Origin of the sequence: Sphingopyxis sp. Geo48, from assembly GCF_949769155.1 — a bacterium.
Classification (GTDB): Bacteria; Pseudomonadota; Alphaproteobacteria; order Sphingomonadales; family Sphingomonadaceae; genus Sphingopyxis.
In genome coordinates, this window is sequence record NZ_CATKPA010000006.1 from 110294 (window position 1) to 127221 (window position 16928).

The window sequence follows — 16928 nt, forward strand, 5'->3', positions numbered from 1 at the left end:
GATCCTGCCATCGGCACATTCGGAAGATCGGCGAGGATGTGGCCGAGCGCCTCGATGTGGTGCCGACCACCTTCCGCGTCCTGGTCACCCGGCGGCCGCGTTATGGCTGCCGTTCGTGCGAGAGCGCGATCGTGCAGGCTCCGGCGCCAGCGCGGATCATCGAGGGCGGTACTCCCACCGAGGCACTGATCGCCCAGGTGCTGGTATCCAAGTATGCCGATCACCTGCCGCTTTACCGGCAGGCCCAGATATACGCCCGGCAGGGCATCCGGCTCGACCGATCCACTTTGGCCGACTGGGTCGGGCGAGCGGCCTGGTATCTGCGCCCCTTGCGTGACCACATTCTCGACGAGCTACGACGATCCGAGCGGTTGTTCGCCGACGAGATAACCGCCCCGGTCCTCGATCCGGGCGCGGGCCGACCAAGACAGGACAGCTCTGGGCCTATGCTCGCGATGATCGACCATGGGGCGGCTGCGATCCGCCGATCGTTGCCTATGTCTATGCGCCAGATCGCAAGGCAAAACGCCCTCACACGCACCTTGGTGATTTCGCGGGCATCCTGCAGGTCGATGGCTATGGCGGCTACGCCGCGCTCGCCCGGCGGCGCCAGCAGATCCGGCTCGCTTTCTGCTGGGCGCACGTCCGCCGCAAGTTCTACGAACTGGCCGACACGTCGCCGGTCGCCACCGAAGTGCTGCGCCGCATTGCCTTGCTCTATGGTGTCGAGGACGAGGTGCGCGGTTCACCCGCCGAGCAACGCTGTGCCGCTCGGACCGAACGCAGCCGCGTCATCGTCGGTGATCTTCATCAATATCTTGCCGCCCCTGGCCGCCAAGTCAGCGCCAAGAGCAAGCTCGGCGAGGCGATCCGCTATGCGCTCACCCGCTGGGATGGACTGTCCCGGTTCATCGACGACGGCCGCATCGAGCTCGACTCCAATACCGTCGAACGCTCGATCCGCCCCCTCGCATTGAATCGCAAAGATGCCCTGTTTGCCGGTTCCGACGAAGGCGGCGACAACTGGGCGGTGATCGCCACGCTCATCGAAAACTGCAAGATCAGCGGCGTCAACCCGCACGGGTGGATGACCCAGACCCTCGTGAAACTTGCCAACGGTCATCCCGCCAACAATCTCGCCCAACTCATGCCATGGTCCACCGTGGCCTGAAAACACCGGTTACATGCTTTCGCTGCTTGGCACTGTTTCGCCTTCCCGTTCTATCTGGTGCGGCGCGAACGATGGCTTGAACGCCGCAACGGCATGGCCGGCGAACGCTGAGTGGCAGCTCCCTTTCCCGGCAGGCAAGGTCTGGCAAGCACCGCACCTGCGGGAACCCGGGGCGAAGGACAACCAGGATCAGGCTGCAAGTGGCGGTGCAGTGTGCGTATCCCAAAGGGCAAGAATGCTGCGGAGTGCGGTTACAAAGGCCAAAGGCTGATCGAGCATCAGATGGTGACGGGCTTCAGGCACCGCGATGATCGGAATGTCACCTCCACCCAGCTCGCGGACGTATTCGGCCGATTCCGGGGTGAAGAGTTGGCTCATACCGCCGTGCACGATGGCCTTCCGGCCCGGTGCCTGCACCAGACGCTCGCCCATGGTGAGCCATTCGTTGGGCTTGTTGCTCCTCCGAAAGACCTCGGTTGAAAACTTCCACGTCCACTCGTCTCCATCCTGTCGCAGGGAATGATAGGCCATGTAGTCCAGAAGGAATGGCTCGCCGACCGGCTGGGGCGGGGAAAGGATGTACCGCTTACGTGCCGTTTCATAGCAAGGATAACGCTTGCTGGGCTTGTCCGGATCGCCGGAACCAGGGCTTGACCGCCTGAGGTTCCAGTACTCTTCCAGGAGAGCGGGCCGCATGATCATGAGATCGCAAACCACCACTCCGGCAAAGGCCTCGGGCCACTGGGTCACGGCTGTCAGGGCTGCGCCCGACCCGAAGCTGTGCGCGATGATTGTCGGCTTTTGGCCATCCGCAAACATATTCAGCGCCTCGGCAATCTCGCGAAACTCGCCCCCTCTCGCCAAGAGGTCGGCGCGACCACGCATGTCGCTGTCGCCCATGCCGGCCAGATCAAACGCCACCACGTCATAATCTTCTGCCAGAAACGGTGCAATGAAGGCAAAGCAGCGCGCATGTGCCAGAAAGCCATGGGTCATCAATACCTTGGGCTTGCTGGGGTCACCCCAGCGGAAATAGTGCGCCTTGGCCCCATCTATTTCCACATAACCTTCTTCGCGGGGCACCTTGAGCGCCGACACGAACCATTCGGGCAGATGTGAGCCGTCGCCAGCCCAAACAGGATCAATGTCCACTGGAAAGTCACTTATTCTGAACATCTCATTCATCAGGTTGCGCTGTCCTTGTTCGCTGGTGTGCTGGCGGCAAAGCCGCGGTAGGCATCGCGTGCCACATCGCCGCAAATCGCAGCATAGGTCGACACGCTTGGAAAATTGATGAGTTGGCGCTTCTTACCCGGGATGTTTGCGCCCATGTACCAGGAGTCCGCTTCGGGAAAGAGCGTCATAGCGCCAACCTGAGCGACCATTTCGGTCCAGTCCGCCTCTGCTTGCGGATCGGCGTCGAAAAGATCGTAACCGTTGTTTCGCAGCCAGACCATGAAATCGCAGATCCAGTCGCCCTGCATTTCCGCGCTTGTCGGGCCGTTGGAAAAACCCGAGGGGCTCAGGGGTCCGTAAGCGAACAGCATGTTGGGGAAACCCGATACCGCCATTCCCAGATAGGCGCGCAGCCCGTTGTCCCAAGCTTGCGACAGTAACAGGCCGCCCCTGCCGGTGATGTTCATGTCGATCAACCCGCCCCGCCCCGCGTCGAAGCCGGTGGCGAAAACGATGAGATCGCATTCGACCTCGCCGTCTGCGGTTGTGATTGCGTGCGGCCCGACACGGGTGATCGGGTTTGCCTTCAGATCAACCAGCGCAACATTGTCCTGCGCGAAAATCTCGTAATATCCCTGTTCCAGCGAAGGTCGCTTCGTGCCGAACGGATGCGGCGGTTCGGATGGGGCGAGTTTCTCGGCCAGATCGGGATCGGCGATCCGCGCGCGAACCTTGTCGCGCCAGAAATCGTAGGCGTGGCGATTGGCTGCGCGATTGGTAAGCAAGTCGGCGAAGTTGTGGTACCAGAACCTCAATCCGCCTCGCTGCCATAAATCTTCGAAGTGGGCATTGCGCTCAATCTCGTCGACTTCGAGCGCCGAGACTTCAAGTGACTGGCTTTCAAATCCTCCGCTCGTCTGCCTGCGCTGTTCGAAAAGGGCAGGATAGCTGTGCTTTTCGCGTTCCTGATCCTCCCGCGTCAGCCGCTCCTGCCGCATCGGCAGGGCCAGGATCGGGGTTCTTTGGAACAGGATCAGCGCTTCAGCCCGCTTGGCTGCTTCTTGGGCGACCTGCACACCGCTCGCTCCGGTTCCGATCAGGGCAACTTTGCGCCCATCGAGATCAATACCCTCCTGCGACCAGCGCGCCGTGTGGCACCATTCGCCCTCGAAATCCTCAATGCCCGGAATGTCGGGGATATACGGCTTCGACGCAAAACCGAGGGCTGGGAGCAAGAAGCGTGTCGATACGGATTGCCCGCCCTCAAGCTGTAGATTCCATAGTCCCCGCCCTGCATCAAAATCGGCGCTTTCGACCCTCGATCCCATCCGCATCAGCGGCCAAAGGTTCAGCGTATCGCTGACATGGCGGAAATAGGCCCTGAGTTCTTCCCAGCCGGGAAAGCGCTCACTCCAAGTCCATGTCCGCCACACTTCGGGGATCGAGAATTCATAGAGCGGAATCTGCGAATCCACGCGTGCGCCGGGATAGCAATTCCAGTGCCAGATGCCGCCCGGATCGGTCGCAGCATCGACCAGCAGCACGTTGAACCCGGCGTCCCGCAACTTGTGGAGCAAGTAGATCCCGCTGAAGCCAGCACCGATGATCACAGCGTCATAATCGGGCGAAGTCTGATTCGTCATGAAGCGGCAGTCAGGCTCTCGGCAATTGCCTTCGCCGTTGCATAGTCGGCCTTGCCGTTCGATGCGCGCAGGGGGATCTTCGTTGGATATATGGCCTTCGGTGTTTTGTAGCCTGCCAACTGCCCCCGCACATGATCCTTGACGGCTTGCTCGTCGAACGCAACGTCGCCGCTGAGGTGGACGACGGCGGTGACGGCCTGACCCCATTTTTCGTTTGGCACGTCCACGACCAGCGCGTCACCAATCGCGGGATGGGTCTTGAGAATCTCCTCGACTTCCTCGGGGTAAACTTTCTCGCCAGCAGTGTTGATGCAAACGCTGCCACGGCCCAGCAAGGTCAGGCTGCCATCGGCCTCGACCGTGCACCAGTCGCCCGGAATCGAATAGCGGACCCCATCGATTGTGCGGAAGGTCTTGGCGGATTTCTCGGGATCCTTGTAATAACCCGCTGGGATCGCACCCATGAGGGCGATAAATCCCGGTACGCCGCTTCCCGGCGTCACTTTCTGGTCGTTTTCATCAAAGACATGACAGAATTCGCCAATCGCAAATTTCGCGGTGTTGGTGCCCCCTTGCGCGGTTGTGATGGAGCGGCCGAAGCCGAGCCCTTCGGAAGCGCCGAAGCTGTCCATCAGCACCACCTGGGGGATATGCTTGCACAGCCCAGCCTTGACTTCCTTGCTCCACATCACGCCGGATGAAACGATGGTGACGAGGCTGCTGGTATCCCAGCGGCCGGGATTCCGGTCCAGCGCCTGCAGCATTGGCTTGGCAAAGGCATCGCCCACAATTGCGATGCTTTGCACCTTATGCTTATCAACTGTTTCCCACAACTCCGTCGCATCGAAGGACGAGTCTGCGAGTGTAACGATGGCGCCGCCCGACATAAGTGTGCCGATCGCGGTGATGAAGCCGGTCCCGTGCATCATCGGGCAGGATGGCAGGGTGCGGTTGCCGGGCCCTTGACTTGTGATCAACGCGACGTGTTCTTCGAGTGTCTGAGGAACGGGGGCGAGCAGCTTCTGGGCCTCGAGCTGTGCTTTGCGCATTTGGTCGTGATGCCACATCACGCCCTTGGGCATGCCCGTCGTGCCGCCGGTATAGATGAAGAGCTGATCTTCGGGAGAGCGCACTATGCCGAGCGCCGATCCGTCGCCTTCTTGCGCGAGTGTTTCGTAAGGGATCGCAAAAGGCGCGATTTGCGAAGCCTCGCCAATTTCCACAAAGGTGTGAACCTTCTCGAGCCGATCCTTGAGCTCGACGATACAGTCGCGGAATTCCGAGCTGTAGACGATCACTTCGCTATCGGAATCGTCGAAGATATAGAAGACCTCCTCGGCGACATAGCGGTAATTGATGTTCACATGGATCAGGCGCCCCTTGAAGCAGGCTGCCATCAACTCGCCATATTCGGGTCGGTTGCGCATATAAAAGGCAACCTTGGCCCCATTGCCGGCTCCGCGCTGCCGGAGCGCGCGGGCAACATTGTTCGAACGTCCCGACATTTCGGGCCAGGTGATGATCCGGTCGCCGTGTATCAGGGCCGGCGCATCCTTTGGCATGACGGGCTCGATAGCGTCGAGAATGTCGCCGAGATTCCAGTCGATCACATTAGTTCCCCTCTCCGAACGGGGTGGCGGCTTTGGCGCACTTCCCTTGGAAGAAACATCACGCAGCTTTGGTCCAGCCCTGAAGTGCCGCAGCCTCCGCCCGGACCGCTTCTGGCCCACCCAGAACCTGCCGGTCGAATCCGATCCGTTTGAACCAGTAATGCAGGCCAAGCAGGTCGGTGAATCCCATTCCGCCGTGCACTTCGGTGGAAGTGCGTGCGACAAATCGATAGACCTCGGCCGTGTGCGATTTGGCATGGCAGGCAAGCAGTGATGCCTCATTCGGCACCGCGTCGAAGGCGTGGGCGGCGTACCAGACGAGCGAACGGCACGGTTCATGCCGCGCGGCCATCTCGGCGCACATATGCTTTACGGCCTGGAAACTACCGATCAGGCGGCCGAACTGTTCGCGCTGACCAGCATAATCGACAGCCCTTTCGATCATGGCCTGACCTGCGCCAAGGCTGTCTGCGGCGAGGATCACGCGGCCCGCATCGCGCAGCCGGGCCACTGTAGCTCCGCCATCGTCAGCCAGTGGTTCCGCTTCGTCCCCGTCAAACCGCAATTCCCCGACGCTACGGGTGCGATCGATGGTCGTCAACGCGATAGCTTCCAGCCCGGACGCCTTGGCACCGACAAGGTGCAGCCTGCCACCGGAATCGGCGACGACGTAGGCATCAGCTCCTTCGAAATCGAGCGCGAACAGGGCGGTGCCGTTGAGCTTCCCGCCGGCAGAGGAAACTCCCGCGCCGTCGCGCACCTCGATCGTCTCGGAAATCGCGACACCGACACGCGCCTCGCCGCTCGCTATCTTTGGCAGCCAGTGGGCCTTTTGCTCCTCGTTGCCAGCTTCGCGCAAGGCGATCGGTGCGAGAACCTGACTGGCGAGAAACGGCACCGGTGCGACCGCATAGCCAAGCTGTTCCGCCACCACCGCCGCGTCGAGCAAGGTCATGCCGAGCCCGCCATGCTCTTCGGGGACGAGCATTCCGGCAACGCCCAGATCGTGGAGGGCGCGCAACACCTGGTCGCTCAACGGATTGTCCCGCTCCGCACATTCGCGGACGTGACTGAGCGGGCTGGTATCGGCGAGGCACCGCGAAACGGCGTCGCGCAACATCTGCTGGTCCTGCGAAAGTCCAAAGTCCATCAGTCTGCTCCCTGCTTCTGTCGCGCCATGTCCGCGGGGTTCGGCTCACGTGGCATTTCAAGGCCGCGTTCGGCGATGATGTTCTTCTGGATCTGAGCGGTCCCGCCGCCGATGATGAGACCGAGTTGGAACATATAGTTCCATTGCCACGCCCCGCCGTCCCGCTCACGCGGGCTGTGGTGATAGAGTATGCCCAGTTCGCCCATGGCGTCGATTGCCAGCGCGGATATCTGGTGAGCGAGTTCACAGCTTTGCAACTTGACGATCAGCTTCGCCATGCCGCCCGGCTCTCCCCTAAGGCTGTTCGAAAGGATGCGCATCCCATTGTATTTCATCGCCGCTACTTCGGCCTGAAGTGCCACTAGCCGGTCGCGCAGTACCGGATTGTCGATCGCGCGACCCTGGCCCAAACGCTCTTCCTGCATCAGTGCGATCAGCGCCTGCAGCCGGTTTTCGAGCGCGTCGGGATCGCCCAGCATTCCGCGCTCATGGCCTAGGGTTGCGTTCGCGACGAACCAGCCCTGGCCCCGCTGGCCGACGATCTGGTGCATGGGGACGCGCACATCGGTGAAGAACGTCTCGTTGAACTCGGCGTGACCGGTCATCGTCTTCAAGGGGCGAACCTCGATGCCCTGCGTGTCCATCGAAAAGATCAGGTAGGAAATGCCGCCATGTTTGGGTGCGTCAGGTTCGGTCCTGACCAGGCAAAAGATCATGTCGGCCTGCTTGGCGGTGCTGGTCCAGATCTTCTGGCCATTGATAACAAATTCGCCGTTTTCGATGTGCGCGCTGGTCTTGAGGTTGGCTAGGTCCGACCCGGCACCGGGTTCGGAATAGCCCTGGCACCATACGATATCGCCTTTCAACGTGGGTTCGATCCAGCGCCGTTTCTGTTCCTCGGTGCCGAGTTCAAGCAGGGTCGGCACGAACATCGAGATTCCCTGATTAGAAAGCCCGCCCGGCACCCTGGCCCGCGCAAATTCCTCTGCGATGATGCGCGATTGGAGAATGTCCGGCTCCGCTCCATAGCCTCCATACTCCTGCGGGATCGTTCGCGCGGTATACCCATGCTCGATCAACAGCTTCTGCCATTCGACTGCCTTGGACGAAGGTCGGGCCGCCCGGTCAGCAGAAGGCGGCGCGAGATGGCGGTGCGCTTCGATGAAAGCCCGCACTTGCTTGCGGAAGACATCGTATTCGGGCCCGTAATCAAGATCCATGACGCTTCTAACTTTCACGCAGGCGGAAAACAGGAAGGCGGAAGTCCTCACCGATCAATTCGAATTCCACTTCCACCGGAAGGTCGAGCGCTAGGCGCTCGTGATCGCAACCAATCAGGCGCGTGGCCATGCGTACGCCCTCTTCCAATTCCACCACCGCCGCCACGAAGGGAATTTCGTCGGCAAAAGCCGGGTGGAGGGCCTGGTGGGTAACGGTCCAGGAAAACAGCGTGCCCTTGCCACTGCTGCGTTCCCAGGAGAATTCCGGCGAGCCGCACTTTGCGCACATATAGCGCGGTAGGTGGCGGAAGCAGCCGCAGCCGCCGCAGCGCTGGAAATAGAGATTGCCGTCTTGGCACCGCTTCCAGAATTCCTGCTCAACCGGGTCTTGCGGGCGAGGTCGCGGTTTGGGCGGCGCAACCTGCGCGGAGGGCCGCATTTTGGGAGGCAGATCGCTCTCGCTGCTCATGCAAACCTCCTGAGAATGGCAATGCTTCCATCGCCAAGGTCACCCCAGCCGGTCACAAGACCAGTTTGGGCTCCCAGCACCTGGCGCTCGCCGCAGTCGTGACGAAGCTGGCGCACTGCCTCGACCACGTGGTTGAGTCCCCAGACATGCGCCTCACTGAGCAAGCCGCCATGGGTGTTGATCGGATAGCGGCCACCCAGCTCAATCTGGCCATTGGCGACGAATTCGAACTGTGCACCCGGTTCGCAATAGCCCATCGCTTCCAGTTGCAGCAGAACGACATAGGTAAAGCAGTCGTAAATCTGCAGGAAATCCATGTCCTCGCGCTTGACGCCCGCCATGTCGAAAGCGCGCGGGGCAGCATAGCTGAGGCCAATCTTGAAGGGATCGGGCCGCGAGGGGATGTCGTCGGCGGGATAGGGGTGGCCTTCCGCGGCACCGGCGATGCTGACGGGCACATGCGGCATATCCCTGGCCCGATCCATTCGCGATATGACTACCGCGCAGGCGCCATCGGTTTCAAGGCAGCAATCGTAAAGGCGGAAGGGCTCGGATATCCAGCGCGCCGAATGATAGGTTTCCGCGTCGAGTTCGCGCCCATAGGTAAAGGCGCGCGGATTCAACTGCGCGTGACGCCGGCAGGCTAGCGCTACCGCTGCCATCGCATCCGCGCCCACGCCGTAAAGCTTCGAGTGACGGGTCGCCAGCCAAGCATACATCTGCACCGGCAGGAACACACCATAGGGGATGTAATAGCCCTGGATGGTATTGGTCAGCGTGTTCATGTTCATCGCCCGAGTGGGCGGGGCACCCGGCTTGGGCCTGAGGGCGGAATAGCCGTTCCAACCGAGCGTCACCAGCACGTGATCGCAAAGCCCGCTGGCGATCGCCATTGCCGCGTTCTGCAGCGCCGTCGTCGGGCTGGCGCCGCCCATGTGAACGGTGGCCGCATAGCGCAGCACATCAATGCCGAGATTGGCGGCCATTTCCTCCGAGGTCGTATAGATCGGCGGCGGCACCATGCCGTCGATGTCGCAAGGTTTCAGCCCGGCATCTGAGATTGCGCGGCGCGAGGCTTCCAGCATCATGTCCACCGCGGTCCGTTCGGTGCCCTTGACGAATGCGGTTTCGCCCACACCGGTTATGGCGGCCTTGTCGGCAAAGGATAAGGTCTGCGAAGCGTTCATACAGCGTACCCGTCTTGCCGCAATTCAGGAATAGAATCTGGCATCGGCCAGCGCCCTTTCGGCCCCTTCGACAAGATCGCGCATGACCTCTGCCGCTGGACGGATCGAATGGATCAATCCAATTCCCTGCCCCGCGAAGCCGGGCATGATATCCTTGCGCTGAGCCTTTATGCCCGAAGCCATGACCGGCCCTGAAATCATCGACTGGTAAGGCATCGGAAGCGGCTCCTTGCCCGCCGCAACCCAAGCATCGGCCCATTTGTTGCGGATCATGCGCGCAGGCTTGCCGGTCAACGAACGGCTAACGACGGTATCTGCATCGCCGCCGTCGGTTATTGCTTCCTTTTGGAACCGTTCAATCCCTGCCTCTTCGGTTGCCAGGAACGCCGTTCCGACCCACGCGCCCAGAGCGCCCAGCATCATCGCTGCGGCGACTCCGCGGCCATCGGAGATTCCACCTGCTCCGATCACGGGAACCCGATCGCCCACCGCGTCGACTACCTGCGGAATCAGCGAGAAGGTTCCGATCGGGGAGTTGTGCCCGCCGCCATCGTGGCCCTGCGCCACAATCATGTCGATGCCGGAATCGACCACCTGCTGGGCGTGCTTGACCTTGCCGATCACCGCCATGACCCTGGTGCCATTGGAATGAAGGCGGTCCATCCACGGTCCGGGATTGCCGAGGCCGGCGGCATAGACTGGCACCTTTTCCTCGATTACCACTTCCATCTGCGCCTCGAAAAACTCCCGCGTGAACAGCTGCGGACCGCCCTTGCCCATTTCCGGCGCGCCAGCCGCGCGCATGGCCATTGCGGCATCCACTTCGGGCAGATCCTCGCGTTCCATGAAATCGCGGGTGAACTGCTGATATTCGCCAAGCAGTGCCATCGGGTTTTCGAGCGAGGCGCCGCTCTGCGGTGCCGAACCGCGCCTGACGGAGGCAGGCAGAAGGGTGTCGACCCCAAATGGCTTATCGGTCAGTTCGCGGGTCTGGCGGATCCAGCTGCGCAACTGGTCTGGCGAGCAGGCCGCAGCGCCAAGAACGCCAAGTCCCCCGGCATTCGATACTGCGGCCGCGAGCGCGGGGACACTCGCCCCGCCCATTCCGGCCAGAAGGATCGGGTATTCGATCCCGAGAATTTCGCATATGCGGCTCTTGAGTGCCATCGTAATACCCTCTCCATCCAGCGCCACCCACCGGCGCCCGTTTTTTACGTCTGTCCCCACCTGACCTTCTGGGACACAAGCTCAGGGCTTCTCTGTGCGAGATAGGAGGCGGAGCCCGCCACGAGACGCGCCATAGCCTGCCGCGCTCCTTCGGCATCGCCCTTGCGCACAGCTTCAAGGACGCGGCGCAAGAAACGCAACTGGACCGCACGCTCTTGCGCCGAATACCCCAGCGAGAGCGAGAATTCGCGGGTAAGCATATGCAACGCGGAAGTCAGAAGGCCGAAAAGCGGATTGCCGCTGGCCCAGCCGAGCATATCGTGAAAACGGCGATTCAGTTCCTCGAACTGGCTGCTCGCTTCGTTTCGCTCCAGCTCTTTGAGGCAATCGGCAAGTGCGCTCAGATCACCCGTGGTCGCGCGCTGGGCGGCATAGGCTGCAACATCCGCCGCAATCGCTTCGCGCAATTCGAGCAAGCCCCTCAAGTCCGCCTCCATGAAATGCAGGATCAGCGAGAGGCTGTTTGCGAAATCGCCAGTCTGCGGGCGAGCGACCACCGGCCCGCCACCGCGACCTAGTTGAAGATGGATAACGCCTTGGAGTTCAAGGAAGCGAAGCGCTTCGCGCAAGGTCGCTCGGGCGACATCGTATCGCGCAAGCATTTCGTCCTCGCGCGCCAACCTGTCGCCCGCAACATGCGCCCCGGCTTCGATATCGCGTACGATGTCCTGCGCAAGCGTGAGCGCACGCTTGGCCTTCCTCGAATCATCGACCTTCGGTTGCATCACTGGGAATCGCTCCTCTGATAAAACCTTATAAGAGTTTATCGGATGGCATGTCCAGCATCAGTCTATGAAGTTTGCAGTGCGGTCAAATGTCGCAACAATCCTTATAAGCTTTATTGACCACACCCTGCGAAACATCTACCTGTTTGATAGCAAGGTGAGTCTGCTTGCCTGGGATGGAGGACGAGACATGAGCATCGACACGATGGAGCTGGATACTGCCGGAAAAGTTGCAGCCATTCCGATCGACGAAATTGATGTCGCACGGCCGAGTCTTTTTCAGCAGGACACGATCGGCCTGTATTTCGACCGGCTGCGCAAAGAGGAGCCGGTCCACTATTGCCGCGAAAGCTATGTTGGGCCTTACTGGTCGATCACCAAGTTCGACGATATCATGGCTGTCGACACCAACCACAAAGTCTTTTCGTCGGAGGCAAAGCTCGGCGGTATCGCCATTCAGGACATGCATTCGGTGGAAGGCGCGCTCGAACTTGAAATGTTCATCGCTATGGATCCTCCAAAGCACGACCAGCAACGCAAGGCCGTCACCCCCGCTGTAGCGCCGTCCAACTTGCTGTTGCTCGAACCGACAATCCGCGAACGAGCGTGTCAGATTCTCGATGATCTGCCGATAGGCGAGGAATTTGATTGGGTTGACAAGGTCTCAGTTGAATTGACCACGATGACCCTTGCTACCCTATTCGATTTCCCGTGGGAGGAACGCCGCAAGCTCACGCGCTGGTCCGACGTCACAACGGCCGCCCCTGAAACCGGCATCGTCGAATCGTACGAAGCGAGGCGTGAAGAACTCATCGAGTGCGCGATGTATTTCAAAGGACTGTGGGAGCAGCGCATCAACGAAGAACCGAAGAACGATCTGATTTCCATAATGGCGCATTCCCCGGCGACACGGGATATGCCCTTCCTCGAATTTCTGGGTAACCTGCTGCTGCTGATCGTGGGCGGCAACGACACCACGCGCAATTCGATAAGCGGCGGTGTGCTGGCGCTCAATCAGAACCCCGATGAATATCGCAAACTGAATGACGACCCTTCGTTGATCGCCAGCATGGTGCCGGAAATCATCCGCTGGCAGACGCCGCTGACTCACATGCGCCGCACTGCGCTGCAGGACTGGGAGATTGGCGGCAAGCAGATCAAGAAGGGCGACAAGGTCGTGATGTGGTACCTGTCGGGCAACCGCGACGAAACGGTCATCGACCGGGCTGACCGGTTCATCATCGACCGCAAGAATCCGCGCCATCACCTGTCATTCGGTTATGGCATCCATCGATGCATGGGTAACAGGCTGGCAGAACTGCAGTTGCGGATCATCTGGGAAGAAATTCACAAGCGGTTCGCCAAGGTCGAAGTGACCGGCGAGCCCGAGCGCCTTTTCTCAAACCTTGTGCGCGGGATCACCAATCTGCCGGTGCGGCTGCACGCGCGCTGATTTGCTGAAGCAGAAATACGGAGTGTATGATGGTCAAAGTGACGTTCGTATCCAGCGATGGAACGCGGCGGGAAGTCGAAATTGCCGAGGGCGAAACCGCACGCGAGGCGGCGCTCTTCAATGATGTACCGGGCATCGACGGCGATTGCGGCGGTGTCTGCGCCTGTGCGACCTGCCATGTCCATGTCGATCCGGCCTGGATCGACAGGGTTGGTCGCCTGGTCGAAGGGGCAGCGGAGGCAGAGCTTCTGCAATTTGCCGAAGGTGCCAACGAATACAGTCGCCTCGCCTGCCAGATACCCATGGTGGAAGGAGTGGAAGGTTTGATTTTGCACGTTCCCGAGCAGCAATACTGACCAGACAGAGCGCAGCCCTGTCGTGCGCGTGCGGCGTCGCAAATTCAGTTTTGAACGGAGGTTTCAGTGCCAACTCAGCTAGAACCTGATGTCTAGACGAGCGAAGACGCATTTCGCACCGAAATGCGGCAATTCCTCGCCGCCCATTTCCCTGACGAATTAAGGGGCGCGGGCAATATGCTGGCCGGGCCCATTGGCAGCTTCGGCTTGTGGATCATCCTGGCCGACGCGCATCCGGAAGCTTCGAGGGACAGCTCCAGCGTGTCGGTGACATCCCCGGCCCGCATGGTGGTACACAGCTTCCAAAGGATGACATAACGGGAGAAGTCGTCGAGCACGGTCGACAGGTACACCAAGCCCCAGCCGATGATCTTGAAGTAGGTGAAGTCGGTCTGCCACATCTCGTTCGACCGCGTCGTCTTGGTGTGGAACCCGTCGGCGGCCTTGATCACGATGAAGGCCGGACTGGCGATCAGGTCATGGGCTTTCAACATACGGTAAACCGTGGCTTCCGACACGAAGTAGCGCTTCTCGTCGGTGAAGCGCACCGCGAGCTCGCGGGGTGACAGGTCGGTTGTATCCAACGCCATGTCGATGATCTGCTGCTGGATATCATCGCAGATGCGGTTCCACACCCGCCTCGGGGCCGATGGCCGATCCTCCAGCGCCTCCGGCCCGCGCTCGAGGTAGCGGTCGTACCAGCGTTAGAAGGTCCGGCGCGGGATGCCCAACTGCTCCAGCGTGCGCTTGGCCGGCAGGTGCGACTGCTCGACGATCCGAATGATCTCCAGCTTCTCGGATGCGGGTTACCTCATTCGTCGTCGGCCCTATCCGCGATCATGCTTTTTTTGAGCAACCGGTTTTCCAGCGTCAGATTGGCCACGCATTCCTTAAGGGCACGGGCTTCGCGGCGCAGGTCGTGCACCTCGCCGGTGGTCGCGGCACGGGCGGTGTCGCCCGCCAAGCGCCGCTTGCCCGCCTCCATGAACTCCTTCGACCACGTGTAATACAAGCTCTGGGCGATGACATCCTTGCAGCACAGCTCGGCGATGCTGTCCTCGCCGCGCAGGCCTTCCAGCACGATCCTGATTTTGTCCTCTGCAGAGAAGTGCCGGCGCGTCGCACGCCGTATGTCCTTCACCAGCCGCTCAGCAGGGGCCTTCGGCGCCGATTTTTTCAAGGAGGATGGGCTTCATCCTCGTTCCTTAGTCACTACGACGAAGCCCAAATCCTCCTTAAATCACAACCTCAAATCTGTGCCATTGGTGCTGACGGCGGACAGCACCGGCAATCCGCCCTCACATGAAGCGCTCGGGTTGAGCCATGTCGGTCTCCACGCAGAGGTTCGTTTCTTGGTAGACAACTCGTTGCACGAAATAGCTCGTCGGTCAATTGGCGCTGGCACGCGAAGCCAAGAGCGGCCCGCCTCGCGGGAGGGCGCTCACCGCCGAACGATTGCCGGCTCGATCGGACTATTCTGCAACACGGCGGGAGGCAGGTAGGGCTCCGTGCCGCGATATTCGCAATTAGTTAGCCGTCAGTGCTGGCAACCTGATGCAGCGGGGGCAGAACGGCCGCGGCGCGCCGCCTCAGACGCGAGCGGTGCCAGTTGGGGATATCGGCTTGCTGACGATGAATGGCGTCGGCCATTTCAAATCTTCCACGGCTCCTATCGAGGAGGCATGTCTTCCGATCCGCTTTCGAGATTGCCGGACATTTTCGTCAGCAATGAGCGCATCGCGCGTATCTCAGTTGGGGAAATCATATGGAGCAGTCGCGCGTAGATCATGTCGGCTTCGGCGCGCAGCTGAGGCAGGATTTCGATCGCTCGGGGCAAAAGATGAAGTTCCCAGACGCGCCGGTCGCCCTTGGCAGCGCGCCGTTCCGCGAGCACCATTCTTTCCAGCTGGTCGACAACATGGCCAACGCTGGCACGCTCCAGTTCGAGGCATTTGGAGAGGTCGGTTTGGGTCATGCCCGGGGTCCGATAGATATAGACGAGCGCGCGCCACTGGGTTCGCGTCAATCCGAAGCGCGCCGTTGAGGCATCAAACTTCCGACGCAGTTTGCGGGGCACTTCCTCGATGAGAAAGACAAACTCGTCTGAGGCCGTCAGAAGACTTTTCGCGGGAGAGATGCCGCTTGTATTGCGAGGTTCAACCATCGTCATGGACTGTAGAGCCAACATCATATTCTGAAAACCCTTTACTGTAAGATATGATATAGTATGATCGTGGAATGATTGATCAGTCGATCACGCTTGCCGGGAAAGCGGGCCATGAAATCGCAGCGTCGGTTGATGGCCCGGAACTCGGATTACCGGTAATCCTCGCGCACGGCGGCGGACAGACCCGAAGGGCATGGAGGGCGGTAGCCCACCGGCTCGCGAGCCATGGTTTCCGGACCATCGCAGTCGATATGCGCGGGCACGGCGAGAGTGCATGGGCCAGCGACGGAGCCTATGATATCTCCGATTTTGCGGCCGATCTCGTCGAGATCGCTGCGGCGACGGCGAGCAAACCGGCGCTGATTGGCGCGTCTCTTGGTGGCCTGGCCGGGATCATCGCCGAGGGAAAATGCGCACCGGGAAGTTTCGGATCGCTGACGCTGGTCGACGTCACACCTCAGATGGAACCGAGCGGCGTCGCCCGCGTGGTCGGTTTCATGGCGGCGCATGCGCGCGATGGTTTTGCGTCGGTGGAAGAGGCCGCACAGGTCATTGCCGACTATCTGCCCCATCGCCCCAGCCGGAAGGCTTCGGCCGGGCTAGCACACTATCTGCGCCGCAAGGACGATGAACGCTTCTATTGGCACTGGGACCCCGCCTTCATCGAAAGAGTGACGCAGCAGGGCGGCGGCGTTTCCAGCGACCATGGCCGCACCGAGCTCAGCGCGGCCGCTGCCTGCTTGACCTTGCCGGTGCATCTGATCCGCGGCGGGTCAAGCGATCTCGTCTCGCTGGAAGCCGTCAAGCATTTCCAGGGCCTTGTCCCTCATATGGCGTATAGCGACATTGCGAATGCGACTCATATGGTGGTGGGGGACGAGAACGACGCTTTCGGGCAATCGATCCTAGAGTTTTTGCTCGGCATCCATGAAGCGGAAATGAAATCATGAATGCCCCCGCCGTCCCGGGGCTTGAGGAATTACGTGACCTATTGGCGCTGGCCCCTTTTCACCGCTGGCTCGGGCTCAGCATCGCTGAGGTCGGCGCCAACGAGTTGGTGATCTCCATGCCTTGGCGAGACGAAATCATCTCAAATCCGACGGTCGGCGCGGCGCATGGTGGCATCGTATCGGCTTTGATCGATCTGACCGGCCTCTATACGATCATCGCGATGGGGGGTGCTGCGCGGGCGACGGCGGACCTCCATGTGGATTTTCACCGACCGGCCAAGCTGGGGCCGCTTCGCGCGATCGGCAGCCCGGTGAAATTAGGGCGGCAGATAAGCGTCGCGGCTACCCGGATCCTAGCCGCAGACGGAACCTTGGTGGCGAGTGGTAGAGGGGCCTACGTCGCCTGATAACCGCCCGAGGCGAG

General features: G+C 60.7%; 14 protein-coding genes and 2 pseudogenes. 5 read left to right on the plus strand and 11 right to left on the minus strand.

The genetic code is table 11. From position 1 onward, the window contains the following. Nucleotides 1-5: 5 nt before the first annotated feature. Nucleotides 6-1171: pseudogene (gene tnpC / locus QOL79_RS17260) on the plus strand (IS66 family transposase); the annotation flags it as partial. Nucleotides 1172-1360: 189 nt separating this feature from the next. Here the strand turns inward: tnpC and QOL79_RS17265 are convergent. From QOL79_RS17265 to QOL79_RS17305, 9 genes are read right to left on the minus strand one after another with little or no spacing between them, the layout of a single operon-like run. Continuing rightward, entirely contained in the window at nt 1361-2356 is a 996-nt protein-coding gene (locus QOL79_RS17265) for an alpha/beta fold hydrolase (protein WP_039575348.1), read from the minus strand. Further along, complete coding sequence (locus QOL79_RS17270; protein WP_283420268.1) at nt 2356-3990, minus strand: flavin-containing monooxygenase; 1635 nt, start codon at nt 3988-3990, stop codon at nt 2356-2358. Before QOL79_RS17270 ends, QOL79_RS17265 begins: the two co-directional genes overlap by 1 nt. After that, the gene (locus QOL79_RS17275; RefSeq protein ID WP_054588685.1) at nt 3987-5600 is read right to left on the minus strand and encodes an acyl-CoA synthetase; all 1614 of its coding nucleotides are present in this window, start codon (nt 5598-5600) and stop codon (nt 3987-3989) included. Before QOL79_RS17275 ends, QOL79_RS17270 begins: the two co-directional genes overlap by 4 nt. Nucleotides 5601-5658: 58 nt before the next feature. Continuing rightward, the gene (locus QOL79_RS17280) at nt 5659-6750 is read right to left on the minus strand and encodes an acyl-CoA dehydrogenase family protein (RefSeq protein WP_054588686.1); all 1092 of its coding nucleotides are present in this window, start codon (nt 6748-6750) and stop codon (nt 5659-5661) included. Continuing rightward, nucleotides 6750-7970 carry an acyl-CoA dehydrogenase family protein gene (locus QOL79_RS17285; protein ID WP_054588687.1) on the minus strand — a complete coding sequence of 407 codons (1221 nt, stop codon included), beginning with the start codon at nt 7968-7970 and terminating at the stop codon, nt 6750-6752. Before QOL79_RS17285 ends, QOL79_RS17280 begins: the two co-directional genes overlap by 1 nt. Before the next feature lie 7 nt (nt 7971-7977). Continuing rightward, nucleotides 7978-8439, minus strand: coding sequence for a Zn-ribbon domain-containing OB-fold protein (locus QOL79_RS17290; protein ID WP_054588688.1), 462 nt, complete (start codon nt 8437-8439; stop codon nt 7978-7980). Beyond that, a complete protein-coding gene (locus QOL79_RS17295) occupies nt 8436-9626 on the minus strand; it encodes a thiolase C-terminal domain-containing protein (protein ID WP_054588689.1) in 1191 nt (396 codons plus the stop codon). The genes QOL79_RS17290 and QOL79_RS17295 overlap by 4 nt, the downstream gene beginning before the upstream one ends. Nucleotides 9627-9650: 24 nt before the next feature. Then, complete coding sequence (locus tag QOL79_RS17300; RefSeq protein ID WP_054588690.1) at nt 9651-10793, minus strand: NAD(P)H-dependent flavin oxidoreductase; 1143 nt, start codon at nt 10791-10793, stop codon at nt 9651-9653. Between the two features lie 44 nt (nt 10794-10837). Further along, nucleotides 10838-11578, minus strand: a complete 741-nt coding sequence (locus tag QOL79_RS17305; protein WP_039575369.1) for a FadR/GntR family transcriptional regulator — start codon at nt 11576-11578, stop codon at nt 10838-10840. 190 nt (nt 11579-11768) lie between these two features. Between QOL79_RS17305 and QOL79_RS17310 the strand changes: the two genes are divergently transcribed. Both QOL79_RS17310 and QOL79_RS17315 read left to right on the plus strand, forming a co-directional pair. Beyond that, nucleotides 11769-13031, plus strand: coding sequence for a cytochrome P450 (locus QOL79_RS17310; RefSeq protein ID WP_039575372.1), 1263 nt, complete (start codon nt 11769-11771; stop codon nt 13029-13031). Nucleotides 13032-13057: 26 nt separating this feature from the next. Further along, nucleotides 13058-13387, plus strand: coding sequence for a 2Fe-2S iron-sulfur cluster-binding protein (locus tag QOL79_RS17315; RefSeq protein ID WP_228383639.1), 330 nt, complete (start codon nt 13058-13060; stop codon nt 13385-13387). Nucleotides 13388-13584: 197 nt separating this feature from the next. On the opposite strand, the pseudogene QOL79_RS17320 reads toward QOL79_RS17315, so the two are convergent. Both QOL79_RS17320 and QOL79_RS17325 read right to left on the minus strand, forming a co-directional pair. Further along, nucleotides 13585-14567, minus strand: a pseudogene (locus tag QOL79_RS17320) (helix-turn-helix domain-containing protein); the annotation flags it as partial. 489 nt (nt 14568-15056) lie between these two features. Next, nucleotides 15057-15557 carry a MarR family winged helix-turn-helix transcriptional regulator gene (locus QOL79_RS17325; protein ID WP_223181259.1) on the minus strand — a complete coding sequence of 167 codons (501 nt, stop codon included), beginning with the start codon at nt 15555-15557 and terminating at the stop codon, nt 15057-15059. Between the two features lie 68 nt (nt 15558-15625). Here QOL79_RS17325 and QOL79_RS17330 point away from each other — a divergent pair, with 68 nt between their 5' ends. Both QOL79_RS17330 and QOL79_RS17335 read left to right on the plus strand, forming a co-directional pair. Further along, nucleotides 15626-16504: an alpha/beta fold hydrolase gene (locus QOL79_RS17330; RefSeq protein ID WP_039575377.1), complete on the plus strand. Its 879-nt coding sequence runs from the start codon at nt 15626-15628 to the stop codon at nt 16502-16504. Then, nucleotides 16501-16911: a hotdog fold thioesterase gene (locus QOL79_RS17335; RefSeq protein WP_054588691.1), complete on the plus strand. Its 411-nt coding sequence runs from the start codon at nt 16501-16503 to the stop codon at nt 16909-16911. Before QOL79_RS17330 ends, QOL79_RS17335 begins: the two co-directional genes overlap by 4 nt. Nucleotides 16912-16928 lie beyond the last annotated feature (17 nt).